Annotated in this window: 12 protein-coding genes; 5 read left to right on the top strand and 7 right to left on the bottom strand. The window is 72.0% G+C overall.

What is annotated here, in order from left to right; all coding sequences use genetic code 11:
* Positions 1–278 precede the first annotated feature (278 nt).
* The 3 genes from ACFYST_RS13155 to ACFYST_RS13145 all read right to left on the bottom strand — a co-directional run bounded on the left by ACFYST_RS13155 (position 279) and on the right by ACFYST_RS13145 (position 1,855).
* Positions 279–1,010: a hypothetical protein gene (locus ACFYST_RS13155; protein WP_387643049.1), complete on the bottom strand. Its 732-nt coding sequence runs from the start codon at positions 1,008–1,010 to the stop codon at positions 279–281.
* Between the two features lie 248 nt (positions 1,011–1,258).
* Positions 1,259–1,546 (bottom strand): hypothetical protein, encoded by a 288-nt coding sequence (locus ACFYST_RS13150; RefSeq protein ID WP_387861759.1) that lies wholly within the window; start codon positions 1,544–1,546, stop codon positions 1,259–1,261.
* A 141-nt stretch (positions 1,547–1,687) separates the two neighbouring features.
* A complete protein-coding gene (locus ACFYST_RS13145; RefSeq protein ID WP_387642808.1) occupies positions 1,688–1,855 on the bottom strand; it encodes a hypothetical protein in 168 nt (55 codons plus the stop codon).
* Positions 1,856–2,625: 770 nt separating this feature from the next.
* Here ACFYST_RS13145 and ACFYST_RS13140 point away from each other — a divergent pair.
* Complete coding sequence (locus tag ACFYST_RS13140; protein ID WP_387861758.1) at positions 2,626–3,426, top strand: hypothetical protein; 801 nt, start codon at positions 2,626–2,628, stop codon at positions 3,424–3,426.
* Positions 3,427–4,344: 918 nt separating this feature from the next.
* On the top strand, positions 4,345–4,797 hold the full coding sequence (locus ACFYST_RS13135) for a hypothetical protein (protein WP_387861757.1): 453 nt from the start codon (positions 4,345–4,347) through the stop codon (positions 4,795–4,797).
* 163 nt (positions 4,798–4,960) lie between these two features.
* On the opposite strand, the gene ACFYST_RS13130 is transcribed toward ACFYST_RS13135, so the two are convergent.
* Positions 4,961–7,528: a collagenase gene (locus ACFYST_RS13130; protein ID WP_387861755.1), complete on the bottom strand. Its 2,568-nt coding sequence runs from the start codon at positions 7,526–7,528 to the stop codon at positions 4,961–4,963.
* A 361-nt stretch (positions 7,529–7,889) separates the two neighbouring features.
* On the opposite strand from ACFYST_RS13130, the gene ACFYST_RS13125 reads away from it, so the two are divergent.
* Positions 7,890–9,290 carry a uracil-xanthine permease family protein gene (locus tag ACFYST_RS13125; protein ID WP_387861753.1) on the top strand — a complete coding sequence of 467 codons (1,401 nt, stop codon included), beginning with the start codon at positions 7,890–7,892 and terminating at the stop codon, positions 9,288–9,290.
* 68 nt (positions 9,291–9,358) lie between these two features.
* On the opposite strand, the gene ACFYST_RS13120 is transcribed toward ACFYST_RS13125, so the two are convergent.
* Positions 9,359–10,003, bottom strand: a complete 645-nt coding sequence (locus ACFYST_RS13120) for a response regulator (RefSeq protein WP_387642813.1) — start codon at positions 10,001–10,003, stop codon at positions 9,359–9,361.
* Positions 10,004–10,086: 83 nt separating this feature from the next.
* Positions 10,087–11,226 carry a sensor histidine kinase gene (locus ACFYST_RS13115; protein ID WP_387861752.1) on the bottom strand — a complete coding sequence of 380 codons (1,140 nt, stop codon included), beginning with the start codon at positions 11,224–11,226 and terminating at the stop codon, positions 10,087–10,089.
* A 123-nt stretch (positions 11,227–11,349) separates the two neighbouring features.
* Between ACFYST_RS13115 and ACFYST_RS13110 the strand changes: the two genes are divergently transcribed.
* Positions 11,350–12,033 carry a class I SAM-dependent methyltransferase gene (locus ACFYST_RS13110; RefSeq protein ID WP_387861750.1) on the top strand — a complete coding sequence of 228 codons (684 nt, stop codon included), beginning with the start codon at positions 11,350–11,352 and terminating at the stop codon, positions 12,031–12,033.
* 127 nt (positions 12,034–12,160) lie between these two features.
* Positions 12,161–12,871, top strand: coding sequence for a lytic polysaccharide monooxygenase (locus tag ACFYST_RS13105; protein ID WP_387861748.1), 711 nt, complete (start codon positions 12,161–12,163; stop codon positions 12,869–12,871).
* Between the two features lie 77 nt (positions 12,872–12,948).
* Here the strand turns inward: ACFYST_RS13105 and ACFYST_RS13100 are convergent, their stop codons facing one another.
* On the bottom strand, positions 12,949–15,762 hold the full coding sequence (locus ACFYST_RS13100) for an ATP-binding protein (RefSeq protein ID WP_387861747.1): 2,814 nt from the start codon (positions 15,760–15,762) through the stop codon (positions 12,949–12,951).
* Positions 15,763–15,953 lie beyond the last annotated feature (191 nt).

Here is a 15,953-nt window from a genome sequence, read left to right as displayed (position 1 = left end):
CGCCCCCTCCCCTTGCCGGGAGGCCGACCGGTGCACTGCCGCAGACCCGTCGTCGATGCCGACCCCCACTTTTCCAGGGCTTCGCACGGTAGAGCACAGAGACGAGGCAGGACATGAAGGTCGCGTTCGGGTGGAAGCTGCACGGGGACGGCCGCGCCCCGCAGCCCGGGGCGGTGGTGAAGCCGGACGAACGGCTGTCGTGGGGGCGCACGATCGGGCTCGGCGCGCAGCATGTCGTGGCCGGAGGCCTCCTCAGGTCGGCCGGTTGTGCCTGCCGGTCAGGGTGTCGTGCAGAACACCGAGGCCTCCAGGTTGCGGGGCCCCTCCGAGTGGTTCGTGCCCTGGGCGGTCCAGCCCGTCGCGGTCGGGCCCGACCCGTTCAACAGGGCATCGAGACCGATGTCTGCGCCCCCGCCCGTCGGCACCTGCCCGGCGGGGCACTCCGCATGGGCCGTCCCCACGGCTCCGGCCGCCACGCTGACGACGCTCACCCTGAGGGTGGGCTGCGTGTCGGAGCAGACGGCGAACGCCCGGACGTACGACAGCGGGGCGTCCGGGGAGAAGTCCGTGTACTTCGCGCCCGCCGTCCATGACCTGACGGAGGACCAGTCCGACCACATGACGAACGTCTTGGGTCCGGCCTGCACTCCGCCGCCCACCACGAACTGGGTATTGCTGCAGCCCGCCCCGTTGGCCGAGTTGAAGTCCCCGGGGTCGATGGAACTGTCCGGCCCGACACTGAAGTTGATGCTGCTGTCCGTCGTGCAGATCACCCGGGGGTGCACCGTCTGCACCTCGTCGCTGGCGTTGTAGGCGTGCACCACCCACCTGTTCCGCTCCGGGTCGGGAGCCGACTCCTGGAAGTAGACCGGGGCCAGCGGGTCGGACTCGACCGCCGCACCTCCCCCGCTGGGCTTCGTCCCCTGCGGGCAGTACGCCGCCGCCGTCCCTTCCCTGCCGGGATAGAGGATGATCGGATGGCCCGGTTCCTGTCCCACGGAGCGGGTCACCGATGCCCCGCTCCCGTCCGCACGGGCGGACGGGAGCGAGACGGGGAGCAGTGCGGCAAGAAGCACACTGGTCGTCAGTGCGATGTTTCGAAAACGCCGGATTCCGATCATTTGCGACCTCCTCGCGGTCCGGTTGTAGAACAGACGTTCCCCGCCGCCCATCCGCCGAGAGTGGTGACCGCCCGGATGCCTCCCTCATTCACCCGGTCGAACGCGAGTGCCCGAGCGCCGTCAACTCCGCTGCGTGATCACCCAGCAGGCCCTGCTCCCGATTCCACGCACCGAGCGTCCGGGCGCAGGCCGAACGCCCTGGTACACCGTGGGTGGGCGATGGGCCACTGAGTGGCTTCTTCGACGGTGCGCAGGGTACTGGTGGCCTTGTCGAGGTCGGGGTGGCTGGTCCAGCCACAGTCGTAGCCGTCGAAGACCTCAACGAACCGGACGCCGTGTTCGCGGGCGACGGCAGGGGTGCCGGCGTTGTAGGCGACGGCGGTTCGGGCGAGGGTCGCGGCTTCGGCCCACGCGCGGACGGGCATTCGTGCGCCGCCCCGGTGGACGACCCGGTCGAGTGAATGCGCGGCGGCGAGTTGATCAGCGAGTGCCTTGGCGGCCTGAAGTGCGGTGCAGCCGGTCAGGGCGGTGGGGATCTGCTGGCGTGCGGCGGCACGGGCGGCCCGTTAGAACTGGCCGGAGCGGCGGACGGTCTGCTGGGAGTGGCGGAGCATGTCCGTGTAGGTGTCGGTGGTGAGAGCTTGCAGGGCGTGCTGGTGGCTGCTGGTCCAGGTGAAGGCCGTGCCGAGGGTGGCGGCCGCGGTGGCGGCTCCTTGCTCGTAGATGGCGGGCATCGTCTGGTGGGCGAAGTCGGGGGCGGCCGTTTCGACGGCCCATTGGAAGCTTCAGGCGTTCTCCCAGCCCGGCCGCCCGTCCGCCGACCCAGGGGTCGGCCGGTCGGCGTCTCGGGTGGGCGCGAGGAAGCGAGGCGCCCGATTCTACGAGCCGAGCCCCGAGCCCGAGGGGGGTACGGCGCCGCCCGGCCGCCATCCAGCACCTTCAACTCCCATTTCATGGAAGGTCTGGTCGACTGTGCATGGAAGTGGGGTCTCCCGCACAGCTCGTGGGTATCGAATCCAACCGAGCGACAGGAAGCCCCTGGTACCGCCGCCTTCCATGTCCGTCTCCGCGCCGTTGTCGTCCCACTCCGCCGCTGAGACGTACTCGCGGCGATCGTGTTCGTCGCCAGGTCGGGAAGCATCTGGTGCCGGCACCCGCCTCGGGTCGTGGTGGCAGACGGTCTGCCAGTGCTTCGCCCGCTGGAGCCGCGCCCGGGCGACCCCGGGGCGCGCCGACCGGTCCAATCACGGCTGCGGCTCGGCTCCTTGAGGCTGGATCGCCGAATGTCGTCCTTGGTTCGGGCGGGCTCCGCATAGGCCGGCTCGGATGCCGCCGATGCATGACTGCACCGACCCAACTGTTCCCTCCCACGGCCCATTTGAGGCCGGACACTTCTCGCCCCACGGCCTCCTCCCGACGTACCAGCACAGGTTGCGGGCGGCACCGGCCGGGTGTGTTTTGAAGGCACAACCCCCCCTTCCACTCGCCGAAAGGTGATTCGACGATGTTCAGAAGCCGTCCGCACCCCGCCCCGAAGAGACTCCTCGTCGCCCTGACCGCCGTCGCACTCCTGCTGGTCGGGTTCGGGGTGTACGTGATGGACCGGGCACCGTCCGCCTCGGCCAGCCCGAGGTCCGCCATCGTCACCGGCGGGCTGTCGGTCAGCGTCATGCCGAGCAGTGTCACCGTCGGCGTCGGCACCGTGTCCGCCACCATCCTCTACACCTGCACCGACACCGCCGCCCCGGGCGGAAACGCCGCGCTGCGCGTCGAGTTCGACCAGCACGGCAACGACGCGTCCGCGGAGGTCGCCGTCCCGTGCGGCATCGCGAACGTGAACAAGACGCAGACCGTGACCGCCACCCAGGTCGGCATGAGCGGCACCCAGGAAATCACCGTGGTCGCCGGCCTGACCGACGGCCCCGTGACGGCCGTCGACACCGCCGACACCGTCACCGGCGGCATCTACGTGCACCTCGACCCGTCCGCGACCTTCCCGGGCAACGGCACCGTCACGCGCACCGGCTACTACAACTGCGCCACCGGCACACCCACCCCGACCTCAGCGATCATCAACCTCGACCAGGTCCAACCCGGCAACCTCGCCGCCGCCGGAGAAGGCGTGGTCACCGTCCTCACCTGCAACGGCGCCAACCAGACCTTCAACATCAACATCACCAGCTGCACCGGCAACGGCTTCACGGTCGGCACCCCCCTCGCCGGCCAGGCTGTGATTCCCACGATCGGCGGGGGCGGCAGCTTCACCGGCCGCAGCACCATCGACTACTCGCTCCTCATCGGCTGACCGAGGACGTCCGGGCACGCCGACCGGATACCGGCGCGCCGACGCCCGGGCCGCCACACGACCCGCGCCCCGGTGCCGCCCGGTCACGGCTACAGCGGGCGAAGTCGGCGCCGTCCCGCTGATCCGCTTGCGGCGCGGCCCCGGACGCCGCAGGCCCGGCAGGCTGCACGGCGACAAGACGACCACCGGTTCATCCCGCTCCTACCTGCGCCGACGCCGGATCCGGCCCGCGTCACCCGCCAAGGCATCGAATCCGTCCAGCGTCTCGGCCGGCACCGATGGGTGATCGAGCGCCTCGTCAACACCGGGGAACTGCTGTGGTCCGGCAAACCGGCCGTCCCGCTCGACGGCCCGGCCAACGGCTGGTCCCTGACCGGACAGGAGTTGACGGAGTTCCGGGAGCCCGTGACCGCCACAATCAACGCGATATGGGCCAACGGCTCTCTTCCCGAAGCGAATTGGCTGCGGTGGAGGGTCGTGATGCCCGGGCAGGTCGATCGGCTCCTCAAGTGGGCCGAAGACCCCAGCAGCGAGGGCCAGTTCCGCGCGTGGATGGGCTGGCGGTCACTCCAGCTGGGCTGGCGGTCACTCCAGCTGCTGGCCTTCGGAGGCTTCCGCCCGAAGCGGCCCTGTCAGGCTGCGGTCTGGGCCACCCTCACGTTCGTCAGGAGTTCTTCGACGCCGTGGTTCACCCGGCGTTCGACGCGGGTTCGCCCGAGGTGGTGGCCGCATTGGCCCAGCCGGGCGGATTTGCGTCACCCAGGATGCACTTTCGGACGGGCTGGCACTTCGAAGGCAGGAATGGCCCGGAGCCTTGGAATCGCATGGCAGAGTTTGGGTCATGGCACACGTGAAATGTCACATGGCTAACGGTGCCTGTCTCCGAACGGTTTCTCGCATCGTCTGAAGGAGAAGACCATGAACCGCATCACCCGCATCGCGGTGGGCGCCGCCGGTGCCGCCGCCCTGCTCACGGCGCCCGTGCCGGCCTTCGCCGCCGCGAGCGGCGCCGACACCGCCACCGCCACGGTCACGACTTGCAAGTACGCTCTCCAGGCCGGGTTGGCGACGTACGCCTGCGCAGACGTCACCGGCAGCAGCGTCGTGATCTACGGGAAGATCGGCCTTGCCGGCCCGCCCGACGGGCCGGTGTCGTGGCAGACCCTGTACACCAACCTGTCGGCCGAGGTGGTCGGCGGCAACTCGCTCGGCTCCGTGAGCGGGAGCACGCCGTTCCACTCCACCACGGTGCAGGTGAACGGCTTCACCGCCACCGCCCCGTGCGGTTCGACAGTGCGCGCGACCTTCTCGGTGCAGGGAAGCGGCCCATACGGCACTCGGCCGGTGGTGGAAGTTCCGGTGACTTGCTGACGCTTCATCAATGTGCGAGCTGAGCCCGGGAGTTGTCGGCATCCCGGGCTCGGCCGCCGTGGCGGCCCGCATGGACCTCGTCCGCCGCAGAGGCCCACATGGATGCCCCGGCTCACACATCCCCGGGGATGCGTGAGCCAGGGCATCCGGGCTCACGCGCCGGTCAGTACCGGGTGGTGACGGTGACGCCGCTGAATGCGGTCTTGCCGTAGAGGGTGATATAGCGGTAGCCGGCCGCGGTGTTGGTGACGGTCACGGTCTGGGTGGTGCCGCTGTTCGTGGAAGAGACGGCGTAGTCCGTGTTCGAGGCCCAGCGGTCCGGGCTGTAGTAGAGGTAGGCGGTCCCGGTGCCGCCGGTGGTGGAGACGGTCAGCGTGGTGGTGCCGGCCGGCATGTAGATGTACATCAGGTCCGAGCTTCCGGCGTCGGCGGAGCGGCCGCTGCGGAAGCAGTTGTAGTCCATCTTCCGGGCGTCGGGGTCGGTGCAGGCCACCGGTGCGGCCGGCGCGGTGACGGTGACGGTCCGGGTCGTGGTGGCCGTCCTGCCGTTGCTGTCGGTGACGGTGAGGGTGACGGTGTAGGTACCGGCGGCGCGGTAGGACTTCGAGGGGGAGGCCGCGGTACCGGTGGTGCCGTCGCCGAAGTTCCAGGCCCAGCCGGTGATGCTGCCCTTGCCGGCGGTCTCGGTGGAACGGTCGGTCAGCTGGACGTTCAGGTCCCGCACCGCGACGTCGAAGGCCGGCTTCGGGGTGCCCGCGGTGAGGCAGGTGTCGGTGGCGCAGGTGTCGACCCACCTGGTGAAGTCGGCGTCGTAGGCGGTGCCGATGCCGTTGTAGTACGCGTAGGCGCGGGCGTAGTCGCCGGTACGGAAGTAGCCGAGCATGGTCTGGACGACGCCCGGGAAGCGCTCGATCATGTAGCGGGCGGCCAGGTAGCCCCAGTGGTAGGTGCGGACGACGTCGCTGTTCAGGTACGTGCTCTGGAGCAGGGTGCTGAGCGCGTAGGTGTGCTTGGGGGCCAGGGAGACCGCGTTGACGTCGGTGACGCCGCGGTAGGTGTAGGAGACGTACTCGGCGACGCCCTCGATCCACCACAGGTCGGGCACGCTGGTCTGCTGGTAGAAGTCGCCCTTCATGTCGTAGCGGGCGTCCAGGACGTGGGCGTACTCGTGGTTGAGGTTCCAGATCCGGGCGGTGAAGCCGTTCTCGTTCGGATGCCGGTACATGAGGGAGACCGGCTGGTTGGCCGGGTCGGTCGGGATCCCGGTGAGGGTGACCCCGCCGTTGTTGGTGTTCGCCTCGTACATCGCGCCGGCGTAGGTCTGGTAATCGGCCTGGCTCGCGAAGACCACGAGCTGCACGGACGACTCGTACTGGCCGGGGATGGGGCCGTTGTCGCGGACGAGGTTGTGGAAGTACGCGTCCTCGCCCTTGAGATCGGCGCAGACGGCGGCGAGTTCGGCCGCGGCGAGGTCCTGGGCCAGGACGGTGAGGGTGGCGTTGCAGGTCTGCCTGATCGGCAGCACGGCCTTGGTCAGCTGCTGCTTCAGGTCGCAGACGTTGTAGTAGGAGCACTGGTCCTTGTCGAAGAAGGCGGCCATGTTGGCCGTGCCGACCCACAGCGGGGCGGTGGGGCCGGTCATCGACGAGCTGTCGAGCAGGGCCTTGGCCAGCGGGCGGATCCTGGCCTGGAACGCCGGGTACTTGACGAACCGGGTCAGCTCGATGCCGGCGTTGGAGACCAGGAAGCCGGGGTAGGTGCCGAGCAGGTCGTGGTGGTTGCGGGTGAATGCGTCGAGGGTGTCGATGATGCCCGGGTCCGCGGTCACCGCGTCGACGAAGGACTTGTTCTCGTGCCCCCGGTCCAGCGCGGCGAGGGCGCTGTTGACGTACGTGAGCAGGTTCTTCGAGCTGTCGTACGCGCTGGTGTACCCGTTCAGCACCTGCCGGTAGGTGTTCAGGTAGCGGCCCTGCTGCCCGGCGCTGTCGGTGAGGATGATGACGTCGTTGGCGACCTGGCCGTTCGCGTCGGTGACGTCCGCGGCGTGCGGGCCGGCCAGGAAGGCGTCGATGCCGCGCGTCACGGCGGCGGTCAGCGTCGCGTCGTAGGGGCCGACGTGCGCGAGGTCCCTGTCCTGCACGTAGTAGCCCGCGCGCAGGTACAGGACGACCTGCCAGGTGGCGGCGGAGTTGTCGCCGGGGTAGGAGGCGGCGGCGCTCTGGAAGGCGTCGGCCATCGTCGCCATCTGGCTCTGGCGGAACAGCGCCGAGGCGTACGGGCTTCCCGCGGTGTAGAACAGCGAGCCGATGCACTGGGGGGTCGAGGCCTTGACGTAGGACACCAGAGCGGCCCCGGTCCTACTGGCGAAGTCGGCCGGGGTGCACGACTGGGCGGTGGCCGACCCCTCCGCGAGCGCGCGCGGTGCGGCCTTGGCCAGGCCCTTGTCCGGGCCGGTCTCCACCGGCGCCGTGACGGACAGCGGGTTGACCAGCGGCAGCTGCGCGGCCGTGAGCCGGCGGGACTGCGGCGCGCCCGGGCTCTCGGGATCGGCGAACGGACTGCCGGGAACCTCCGACGAGCTGCCGGAAGGCTGCTGCGAGCCGGCAGCGACCGGTGCGGGGGTGACCGGCATGGGGGCGGCCTGGCTCGGTCCGACGGATATGCCGAGCAGGGCGGTGCCTGCCGCGGCAGCCGCGGCCAGCAGCCTGGACATGCGTGAGAGCTGACGCATCGTCTATTCCTTTGTGGGGGAAGCGCGAACGGAGCGCCCCGGACGTCGGGACGTGGGAGGCATCCGAAGCGCGTGACGCACCGTCTCACAAGACCGGCGGAGCTATCAATAGGGTGTGACATGTCACCTGTCTCGGTTCACCTCCGCCGAGAACGGCGGCCCTGGCACACCAGGGCCCGGTGTCACCGCTCACTGCCGCCTTCAGCGACGGTGGGTAACCGGGGACGGTGGGTTCTGCGATACCGCCGGTCGGGTGATCCCCCGAGGTCAGGGCGGTGGGAGCGATAGGAGATCATGTCGCGACCGGTTGCATGGTCGCCCACCAGGGTTTCGCACGGTACAGCAGAGACGAGGCAAGGACATGAAGGTCGCGTTCGGGTGGAAGCTGCACGGGGACGGCCGCGCCCCGCAGCCCGGGGCGGTGGTGAAGCCGGACGAGCGGCTGTCGTGGGGGCGGACGGTCGGGCTCGGGGCGCAGCATGTCGTGGCTATGTTCGGTGCCACCTTCGTCGCCCCAATTCTTATGGGCCTGGACCCGAACCTGGCGGTGATGGTCTCCGGTGTCGCGACGATCTTCTTCCTGCTGGTGACGAGCGGCCGGATCCCTTCGTACCTGGGTTCCAGTCTGTCGTTCGTGGGTGTGGCGGCCGTGATCAAGGCGCAGGGCGGGGACGCGGCGACGCTGACCGGTTCGCTGCTGGTGGTCGGTGCGGTGCTGGCGGCGTGCGGTGCGGTGGTGCAGGGCTTCGGCGCGAAGGTGATCCACGCGGTGCTGCCGCCGATCGTGACCGGTGCGGTGGTCATGCTGATCGGTTTCAACCTGGCGCCGGTCGCGGCGGGCGTGTACTGGCCGCAGGACCAGTGGGTGGCGCTGCTGACGATGTTCTTCACGGGGCTGGCCCTGGTGGTGCTGCGCGGGTTCTGGTCGCGGATCGCGATCTTCCTGGGTCTGGTGTTCGGCTACGTGGTGTCCTGGCTGTTCGACCGGATCTTCGGCCAGATCCACTCCTCGGTGGGCGGCGGCCCGGCCGCCGATCACTGGCGGCTGGACTTCTCGGGCGTCGGCAAGGCCGACTGGATCGGCCTGCCCTCGCTGCACGCCCCGAGCTTCTCGCTGTCCGCGATCCTGGTGGCGCTGCCCGTGGTGGTCGCGCTGATCGCCGAGAACGCCGGCCACGTGAAGGCGGTCGCCGAGATGACGGGTGACCGGCTGGACGACAAGATGGGCACCGCGATCATGGCGGACGGCGCGGCCACCATGATGTCCACGGCGGTCGGCGGCCCGGCGACCACCACGTACGCGGAGAACATCGGCGTGATGGCGGCGACCCGGGTGTACTCGACGGCGGCGTACTGGTGCGCGGCCGGTTTCGCGATCCTGTTCGGCCTGTGCCCGAAGTTCGGCGCGGTGATCGCGGCCATCCCGGGCGGCGTGCTCGGCGGTATCACGGTGGTGCTGTACGGCATGATCGGCCTGCTCGGCGCGCAGATCTGGATCCACAACAAGGTGGACCTGACCAACCCGCTGAACCTGGTCCCGATCGCGGCGGGCGTGATCGTCGGCATCGGCAACGTCAACCTGAAGATCACCGACAACTTCGAGCTCGGCGGCATCGCCCTGGGCACCCTGATCGTCCTGACCGGCTACCACACCCTGCGGGCCATGGCCCCGGCGCACCTCAAGCACCCGAGCCCGGCCAACGGCCCACTGCTCGACGAGGGCACCAGCACCTACGACGACAACAACCGTTCGGACAGCTGAACGTCCGACTGCCTGTGCCGCCAACCCCGTCGAACGCACCCCTGCGGTCGGCGGGGTTCGCCGTTCCGTCAGCCGGCCGCGTCCCGGGCCAGCAGTGCCGCCTGGACGCGGTTGGTGACGGCGAGCGCGGTGAGGATCCGGCTGACGTGCGCCTTGACGGTGCTCTCCCGCATCGCGAGGCGCTCGGCGATGTCTGCGTTGGCGAGGCCCTCGGCGAGCAGCGCCAGCACGTCGCGTTCGCGCGGGGTGAGCCGCTCCAGGCGGGCCCGGGCGGCGGTCGCGGCGGTGCGGCCGCTCGCGTGGTAGCGGTCGATGACACGGCGCGCGGCGGCGGGGTGCAGCATCGCGGAGCCGGCCGCGACCAGGTGGACGGCACGCAGGATCTCGGCGGGGTCGGTGTCCTTCAGCAGGAACCCGTCGGCGCCGGCGGCCAGCGCGTCGTAGACGTACCGGTCGAGGTCGAAGGTGGTCAGCACGATCACCTTCGGCGGCGACGGCAGGGCGCGCAGCCGGGCGGTGGCGGTGATGCCGTCCATCCGGGGCATCCGGATGTCGACCAGGGCGACGTCGATGCGGAAAGCGCTTGCCCGTTCGATCGCCTGGAGGCCGTCGGCGGCCTGCGCGGCCACCTCGATGCCGGGGTCGCCGTCGAGCAGGTCGGTGAGGCCGAGGCGGACCAGTGCGTCGTCGTCGACGACCAGGGTGCGAATCATCGAAGCCGCCCTTCGAGCGGTGGAACGGAAAGCATGTGCCGACGCGAGCACCCCCACACCCGGGCGGGCCGCCGGAGCGCGGCTCATGCGGAGCCGTCCTTCGCCGCGGGGTGCGGGAGGCGGGCGGACAGCCGCCAGGAACCGGTGCCGGCCGGGCCGGCGTCGAGCCGGCCGCCGAGCGCGGTGACGCGTTCGCGCAGGCCGACCAGGCCGTAGCCGGAGTCGACGGCGGTGGACACGGCGGTGCCCGCGCCGTTGGTGACCTCGACCAGGGTGGCGGGCGGCCGGTAGTCGACCCGGACCTCGACCTGCGCCCCGTCGGCGTGCTTGCGGGCGTTGGTGAGCGCCTCCTGGACGATCCGGTAGGCGGCCAGCCGGTGCGTGGTCGGCGCGTCCGGGCCCCGGCCGGTGACGGTCAGCGCGACCTGCTGCCCGGCGGCGCGGGCGTCCTCGACCAGCGCGGCGACCTCGCGGACGGCGGGCGCGTCGGCCGCTACCGCTTGCGGGTCGTGGAGCGCGCCGAGCACCTCGCGCAGGTCGGTGAGCGCCTCGACGGAGGTGGTGCGGAGGATGGCCAGCCGGTCGGCGACCGGGCCGGGCAACTGGGCCCCGCGGGTGGCGAGGACGCCGGTGTGCAGAGCGATGAGGCTGAGCCGGTGGGCGAGGACGTCGTGCATCTCGGCGGCGATCCGGGACCGTTCGGCGGCACGTGCCGCGTCCTCCCGCAGCCGGGTCTCCACCCGCAACTGTTCGACCTGCCCGCCCAGGGTCTGCACCAGGCGGCGCCGGTTGCCCTGCCACAGGCCGAGCACCAGCCCGAACAGCAGCACCGTCAGCGTGGACATCCACCGCTGCCCGACCCACACCGAGGCGGCCCGCGGGCCCGCCAGGTTGCCGGCCAGCGCGAGCGCGGCGCAGAGCAGCGCGAGCCTGGTCCGCCGGGCCACCGCCAGGTCGAACATCACCGCGGCGAGCAGCAGATCGACCAGCCAGCCCCACCATGCGGTGAACACCACGGTCACCACCGGCGCTACTTTCAAACGTAGTTGAGGAACCGTCAGACACGCGGCACAGCACGCCGCGGCCAGGGTGAGCTTCAACCGCTCGCTCTCGTAGCCGAGTTTGGCGCTGTTCTGGTTGATCGCCACCACCAGGAAGGTCAGCACCGCCGCCCGTCCGGCGATCGCCCACAGTGGGCTCTTCCACCACGTCACGGCGTCCATGCTAGGCAGTCTTCCCGGCCGGTGGGATCGCCGAACGGCCGTACCCACCACCGACTTTCGTCGGTACCGACGGCCGCCCGACGGCGGATCGCCGGGGCGCTTCGCGTTCCTAGCGTCGAAGGCATGACCGATCAGAGCACTCCGCCGCCGCGGCCCCGGGCCGACGGTCTGGCGTTCCTCCGCGAAGCCGTCCGCGACCTGCGCACCACCGGCGCGGTCGCCCCCAGCAGCCGGGCCCTCGCCCGGGCGCTGACCGCCCCGGTGCGGGTCCGCGCCCCGCACCCGATCGACGTCCTGGAGGCCGGCGCGGGCACCGGCGCCGTCACCCGCGTCCTGCTGCCCCAACTCCCGCGCGGCAGCCGCCTGGACGTGGTCGAGGCCAATCCGCGCTTCGCCGCCCGGCTGCGCGACCTGGTGCCCGCGCAGGCCGCCACCCGGGTGACGGTGCACCAGGCGTACGTGGAGGAACTGGCCACCGACCGGCGCTACGACGTGATCGTCTCCGGTCTGCCGCTGACCAACTTCACGCCCGCGCAGGTCGATCGCATCATGGCCCGCTACCTCGAACTTCTGCACCCTGGTGGGACGTTGACCTGGTTCGCCTACCTCGGCACCCGTCGCGCCCGGGCGCTGTTCGCCACCCGCGCCGAGCTCCACCGGCACGCCGTGGTGGAGCGCACCGTGGCCGCCCACCTGCGGGCCGGCGCGACCGGCAGCCGCACCGTGCTGGCGAACCTGCCCCCGGCCCGGGTCTGGCAGCTGCACCTGCCCGGGTTGCCCGAACACCCGTCCGGCGCGACCTCTTGACCGCGCCCGCCACGCCGCTATCGTCTCCCTCGGCGCATCCGGTCTAGACCTATGACCGCTCCCCCGGCCCCGCCCCGATCGGTTGCCGGGAGGCGCGCCCTGACCCCACATCAGGAGGCAAAGAGAGATGAAGGCAGACAGAAAGGTGACCGCCGCGATCGGCGCGCTGGTCGCCCCGCTGCTCGGGCTGACCATGTCGGCCGGCACCGCCAGCGCCCACGGCTGGGTCACCGACCCGGCCAGCCGCCAGGCGCAGTGCGCCAACGAGGTCGTGGTCTGCGGGCAGATCAAGTACGAACCGCAGAGCGTCGAGGGCCCGAAGGGCCTGTTCAGCTGCTCCGGCGGCCACTCCGAGTACGCGGAGCTGGACGACGACTCCAAGGGCTGGCAGGTCGCCAACGCGTCCTCCACCCAGACCTTCAGCTGGCACCTGACGGCCCGTCACGCCACCGCGAACTGGCAGTACTTCATCGGAAACCGGTTGATCGCCCAGTTCTCCGGCAACAACGCCCAGCCCCCGGCGGACGTCAGCCACCAGGTGAACTTCGGCAGCTACACCGGCCGGCAGAAGGTCCTCGCGGTGTGGAACGTCTCCGACACCGCGAACGCGTTCTACTCCTGCATCGACGTCAACATCGGCGGCACCGGCGGCGGCAACCCCGGTGGCGGCAACGGCAGTTGCACGGCCGCGGCGTGGGACCCGGCCCGGGTCTACAACGGCGGCGACAGCGCCTCCTACGGCAACCACAACTGGCGCGCCAAGTGGTGGACCCAGGGCGAACAGCCCGGCAGCACCGGCCAGTGGGGCGTCTGGGAGGACCTCGGGGCCTGCAAGTAGCAGCCGCCCCTGAATCGGAACGGCCGCCCGGCGACCCCCTGTGGGGGAGGGTCTCCGGGCGGCCGAACGAATGACGGTCAGTCGATCCCGCCCAGCGCGTCCCGCAGTTGGGCCCGCGCCCGGATGCCGAGCTTGGCGAACACCTTCCGCAGGTGGTAGCCGACGGTGCGCGGCGACAGGTACAGCCGGGCGGCGATGTCCCGGTTGGTCAGCCCCCGGGCGGCGAGTTCGGCGATCCGCTGTTCCTGCGGGGTGAGCGGATCCTGCGACGCGCCGGCGTCGGCGGTCGACACGTCCGCACCGGCCGCCCGCAGTTCGGCGGCTGCGCGGTCGCGCCACGGCCCGGCGTCCAGGCGCCGGAAGGTCTCGAGCGCCGCTCCGAGCAGCGGCCGGGCCTCCGCGGACCGGCGTCGGCGCCGCAGCCACTCCGCGTGGTCCAGTTGGGCCAGCGCCCGCTCGAACGGCCAGTTGTCCCCGGCCGGATCCGCCAGCGCCGCCCGGAAGTGCCGTTCCGCGTCCTCGCCCTCGGCCAGCAGCGCCGCCGCCCGCTCGGCGATCGCGTGCAGTCGCGGCGAGCGGTCCTCGCCGAGGTCGGGCTGGACGGACTCCAGCACCGCACGGGCGTCCGCGGCCTCGTCGGCGTGCACGGCGGCCGCCGCCAGATCGCCCAGGTAGTACAGCGAGGCGTGGTAGTGCACCGGCCGGGGCCGGATGTCGCGGGTGAACACGGCCCGGATCTGCCGGTACGCCTCGGCGTGGTCACCGGCGGCGGTGGCGGCGATCGACAGTGCCACCCGATGGCGCACCTGGAGGGCCAGCGAGCGGCGCAGGTCGAGGCCGCGCACCGCCGCCTCGGCCCGCTCCCGGGCCGCCGGGTCGCCCTGCCGGGCGTCCAGGGTGGCCTGCAGGATCCGGGTGCCGGTGGCGGACAGGTCGGCGCCCGCCTCGGCGGCCATCCACAGGGTGTCCTCGGTGCTGTTGCGCGCGGCCGTCCAGGCCCCCGACTCGTACTGGGCGAGCGCGAGTGCCTGCGAGACGGTGGCGTTGGTGCCGGCCGTACCCGCCCGGCGGAGCTGGTCCAGGGCGCGGCCGAGCAGCTCCATGGCGGGCTCCGTCTCGTCCAGGCACCAGGCGGTGCCGCCGAGGACGACGAGGTGGCCCAGGTCGTCCTCCCGCATCGTTGCGCGGGCCGCCACGAACAGCTCCAGCGCGCGGGCCCGGTCGGCGGTCGCGGCGGCGAGCCAGGCGCGGCCGACCGCGTCCGGCACGTCCGTCAACGGCTCGGCCAGCCGCCGCAGTTCGGACCGGTAGAAGGGGTCTCCGGAGGCGTACGCGGAGGTTGCGGCCACGCTGAGCGCGTTGAACGCGAGCCCGGGCAAAGTCGCCGAGTGCTGCTCGGCGACCGCCAACAGGGCCTCCAGGGCCGCATCATGACGGAGCGTCACGCCGAGCGCCCAGCCGGAGTGCACGCCCGCCTGGGCGCGGAGCTCCGGCCGGTCGGTGGTCGCGGGCACCCGGGCGGTCAACTCGCCCACCCACTGCGGATGCCCGCCGAACATCGCGGACTGGGCGGCCGCCAGCAGCCGCCGGCAGCGCAGCTCCGGGTCCGGTGTGAGGTCGGCGGCGCGTTCCAGGGCGGCCGCGGCGGCCGCGTGCCCGCCCCGGCTGCGGGCGCGTTCGGCGCTGCCGGCGAGCGCGTCGGCAACCTCGGCGTCCGGGCCGGTCGCGGCGGCGGCCAGGTGCCAGGCCCGCCGGTCGGGTTCGTGGCCGAGCGCGCCCGCCAGCGCCAGGTGGGCGGATCGGCGTTCGGTGAAGGACGCCGCCCCGTAGATCGCGGACCGGACCAGCGGGTGCCGCAGCCGCAGCAGACCGTCCTGGACGCGGACCAGCCCGGCGCGTTCGGCGGGCTCCAGCGCCGCCAGGCAGTCCAGGCCGCCGGCGGCGCCGACCACGTCGGACAGCTCGCCGGTGTCGGTGGCCGCGGTGAGCAGCAGGGCCCGGCGGGTGTCCGGCGGCAGGTCCGGGAGGTCCGCGGCGAACAGGTTCTCCAGCCGCTTGGTCAGCGGCAGCGTCCGGCTGCCGCCGGACTCGGCGCGGCCGTGGGCGAGGGCACGGCTGAGCTCCACCAGGGCCAGCGGGTTCCCGGCCGCCTCCTGGAGGATCCGGGACCGGGCCCGGCCGGACGGCGGAACGGGCTGGGCGTCCAGCAGCAGCCCGGCCGAGGCCCGGTCCAGCGGCCCGGCGGCCAGCTGCGGGAAGTCCCGGTCGAACCGCAGCGGAACGGTGTCCTCGCGGGCGGCGGCCAGCAGCGCGGCGGCCTCGCCGTCCAGTCGGCGCGCGACGAAGGCCAGCAGGTCCAGCGAACCGAGGTCCAGCCACTGGAGGTCGTCGACCACCAGCAGCAGCGGCTGCCGGACGGCGGCGTCACCGACCAGGGTCGCGACACCGACCCGCAGGTGCAGCGGATCGACCGGCTCCCCGGCCCGGGCCCCGATGCCGAACGCGCCGCGCACGGCCCGGCGCTGGATCTCCGGAAGCCGCCCGGCACCGGCCAGCAGCGGCCGCAGCAGCTGGTGCAGCGCGGCCAGGCCGATCCCGTGCTCGCTCTCGCTACCGCGGGCCCGCAGCACCAGCGCACCCCGCGCGGCCGCCTGCTCGGCGGCCTGGTCGAGCAGCGACGTCTTCCCGGCGCCGGGTTCACCGGTCAGCACCAGCACGGACGGCCCCCGGCCCGCGCCGACCGCCGTCTCGACCAACTCGCCGATCCTGGCCCGCTCACCTTCGCGGCCGAGCAGTGGCTGCTCCGCCGGCAGCTGGGGTCGGACGGCCGCCGAGACCCCGGACGGCCTGCGCGGGCCCCTCAGGTCGGCGCCGGCAGGGGCGGTCGTCACGTCGCTGGCCTCGTCGTTCTTCGGATCCGTCTGGTCCCGGCCATCCTGCCACGCGGCGCCCCGGCCACCCGCCGGCAGCTGTGCGTGGACGGCACCGGACGCCCCGCAGTGCGCTGTGAGGCCAGTTCCGTACACGGAGAGTGCGCGGAGAGGTCGGTTCCGCGCGCGAAGAGTGCGCGGGAGGTCGGTTC

Source organism: Kitasatospora sp. NPDC004614, from assembly GCF_042873675.1.
Classification (GTDB): domain Bacteria; phylum Actinomycetota; class Actinomycetes; order Streptomycetales; family Streptomycetaceae; genus Kitasatospora.
Note: the sequence above shows the minus strand (reverse complement) of the source record. Positions and strands in the feature narration are given on the sequence as shown.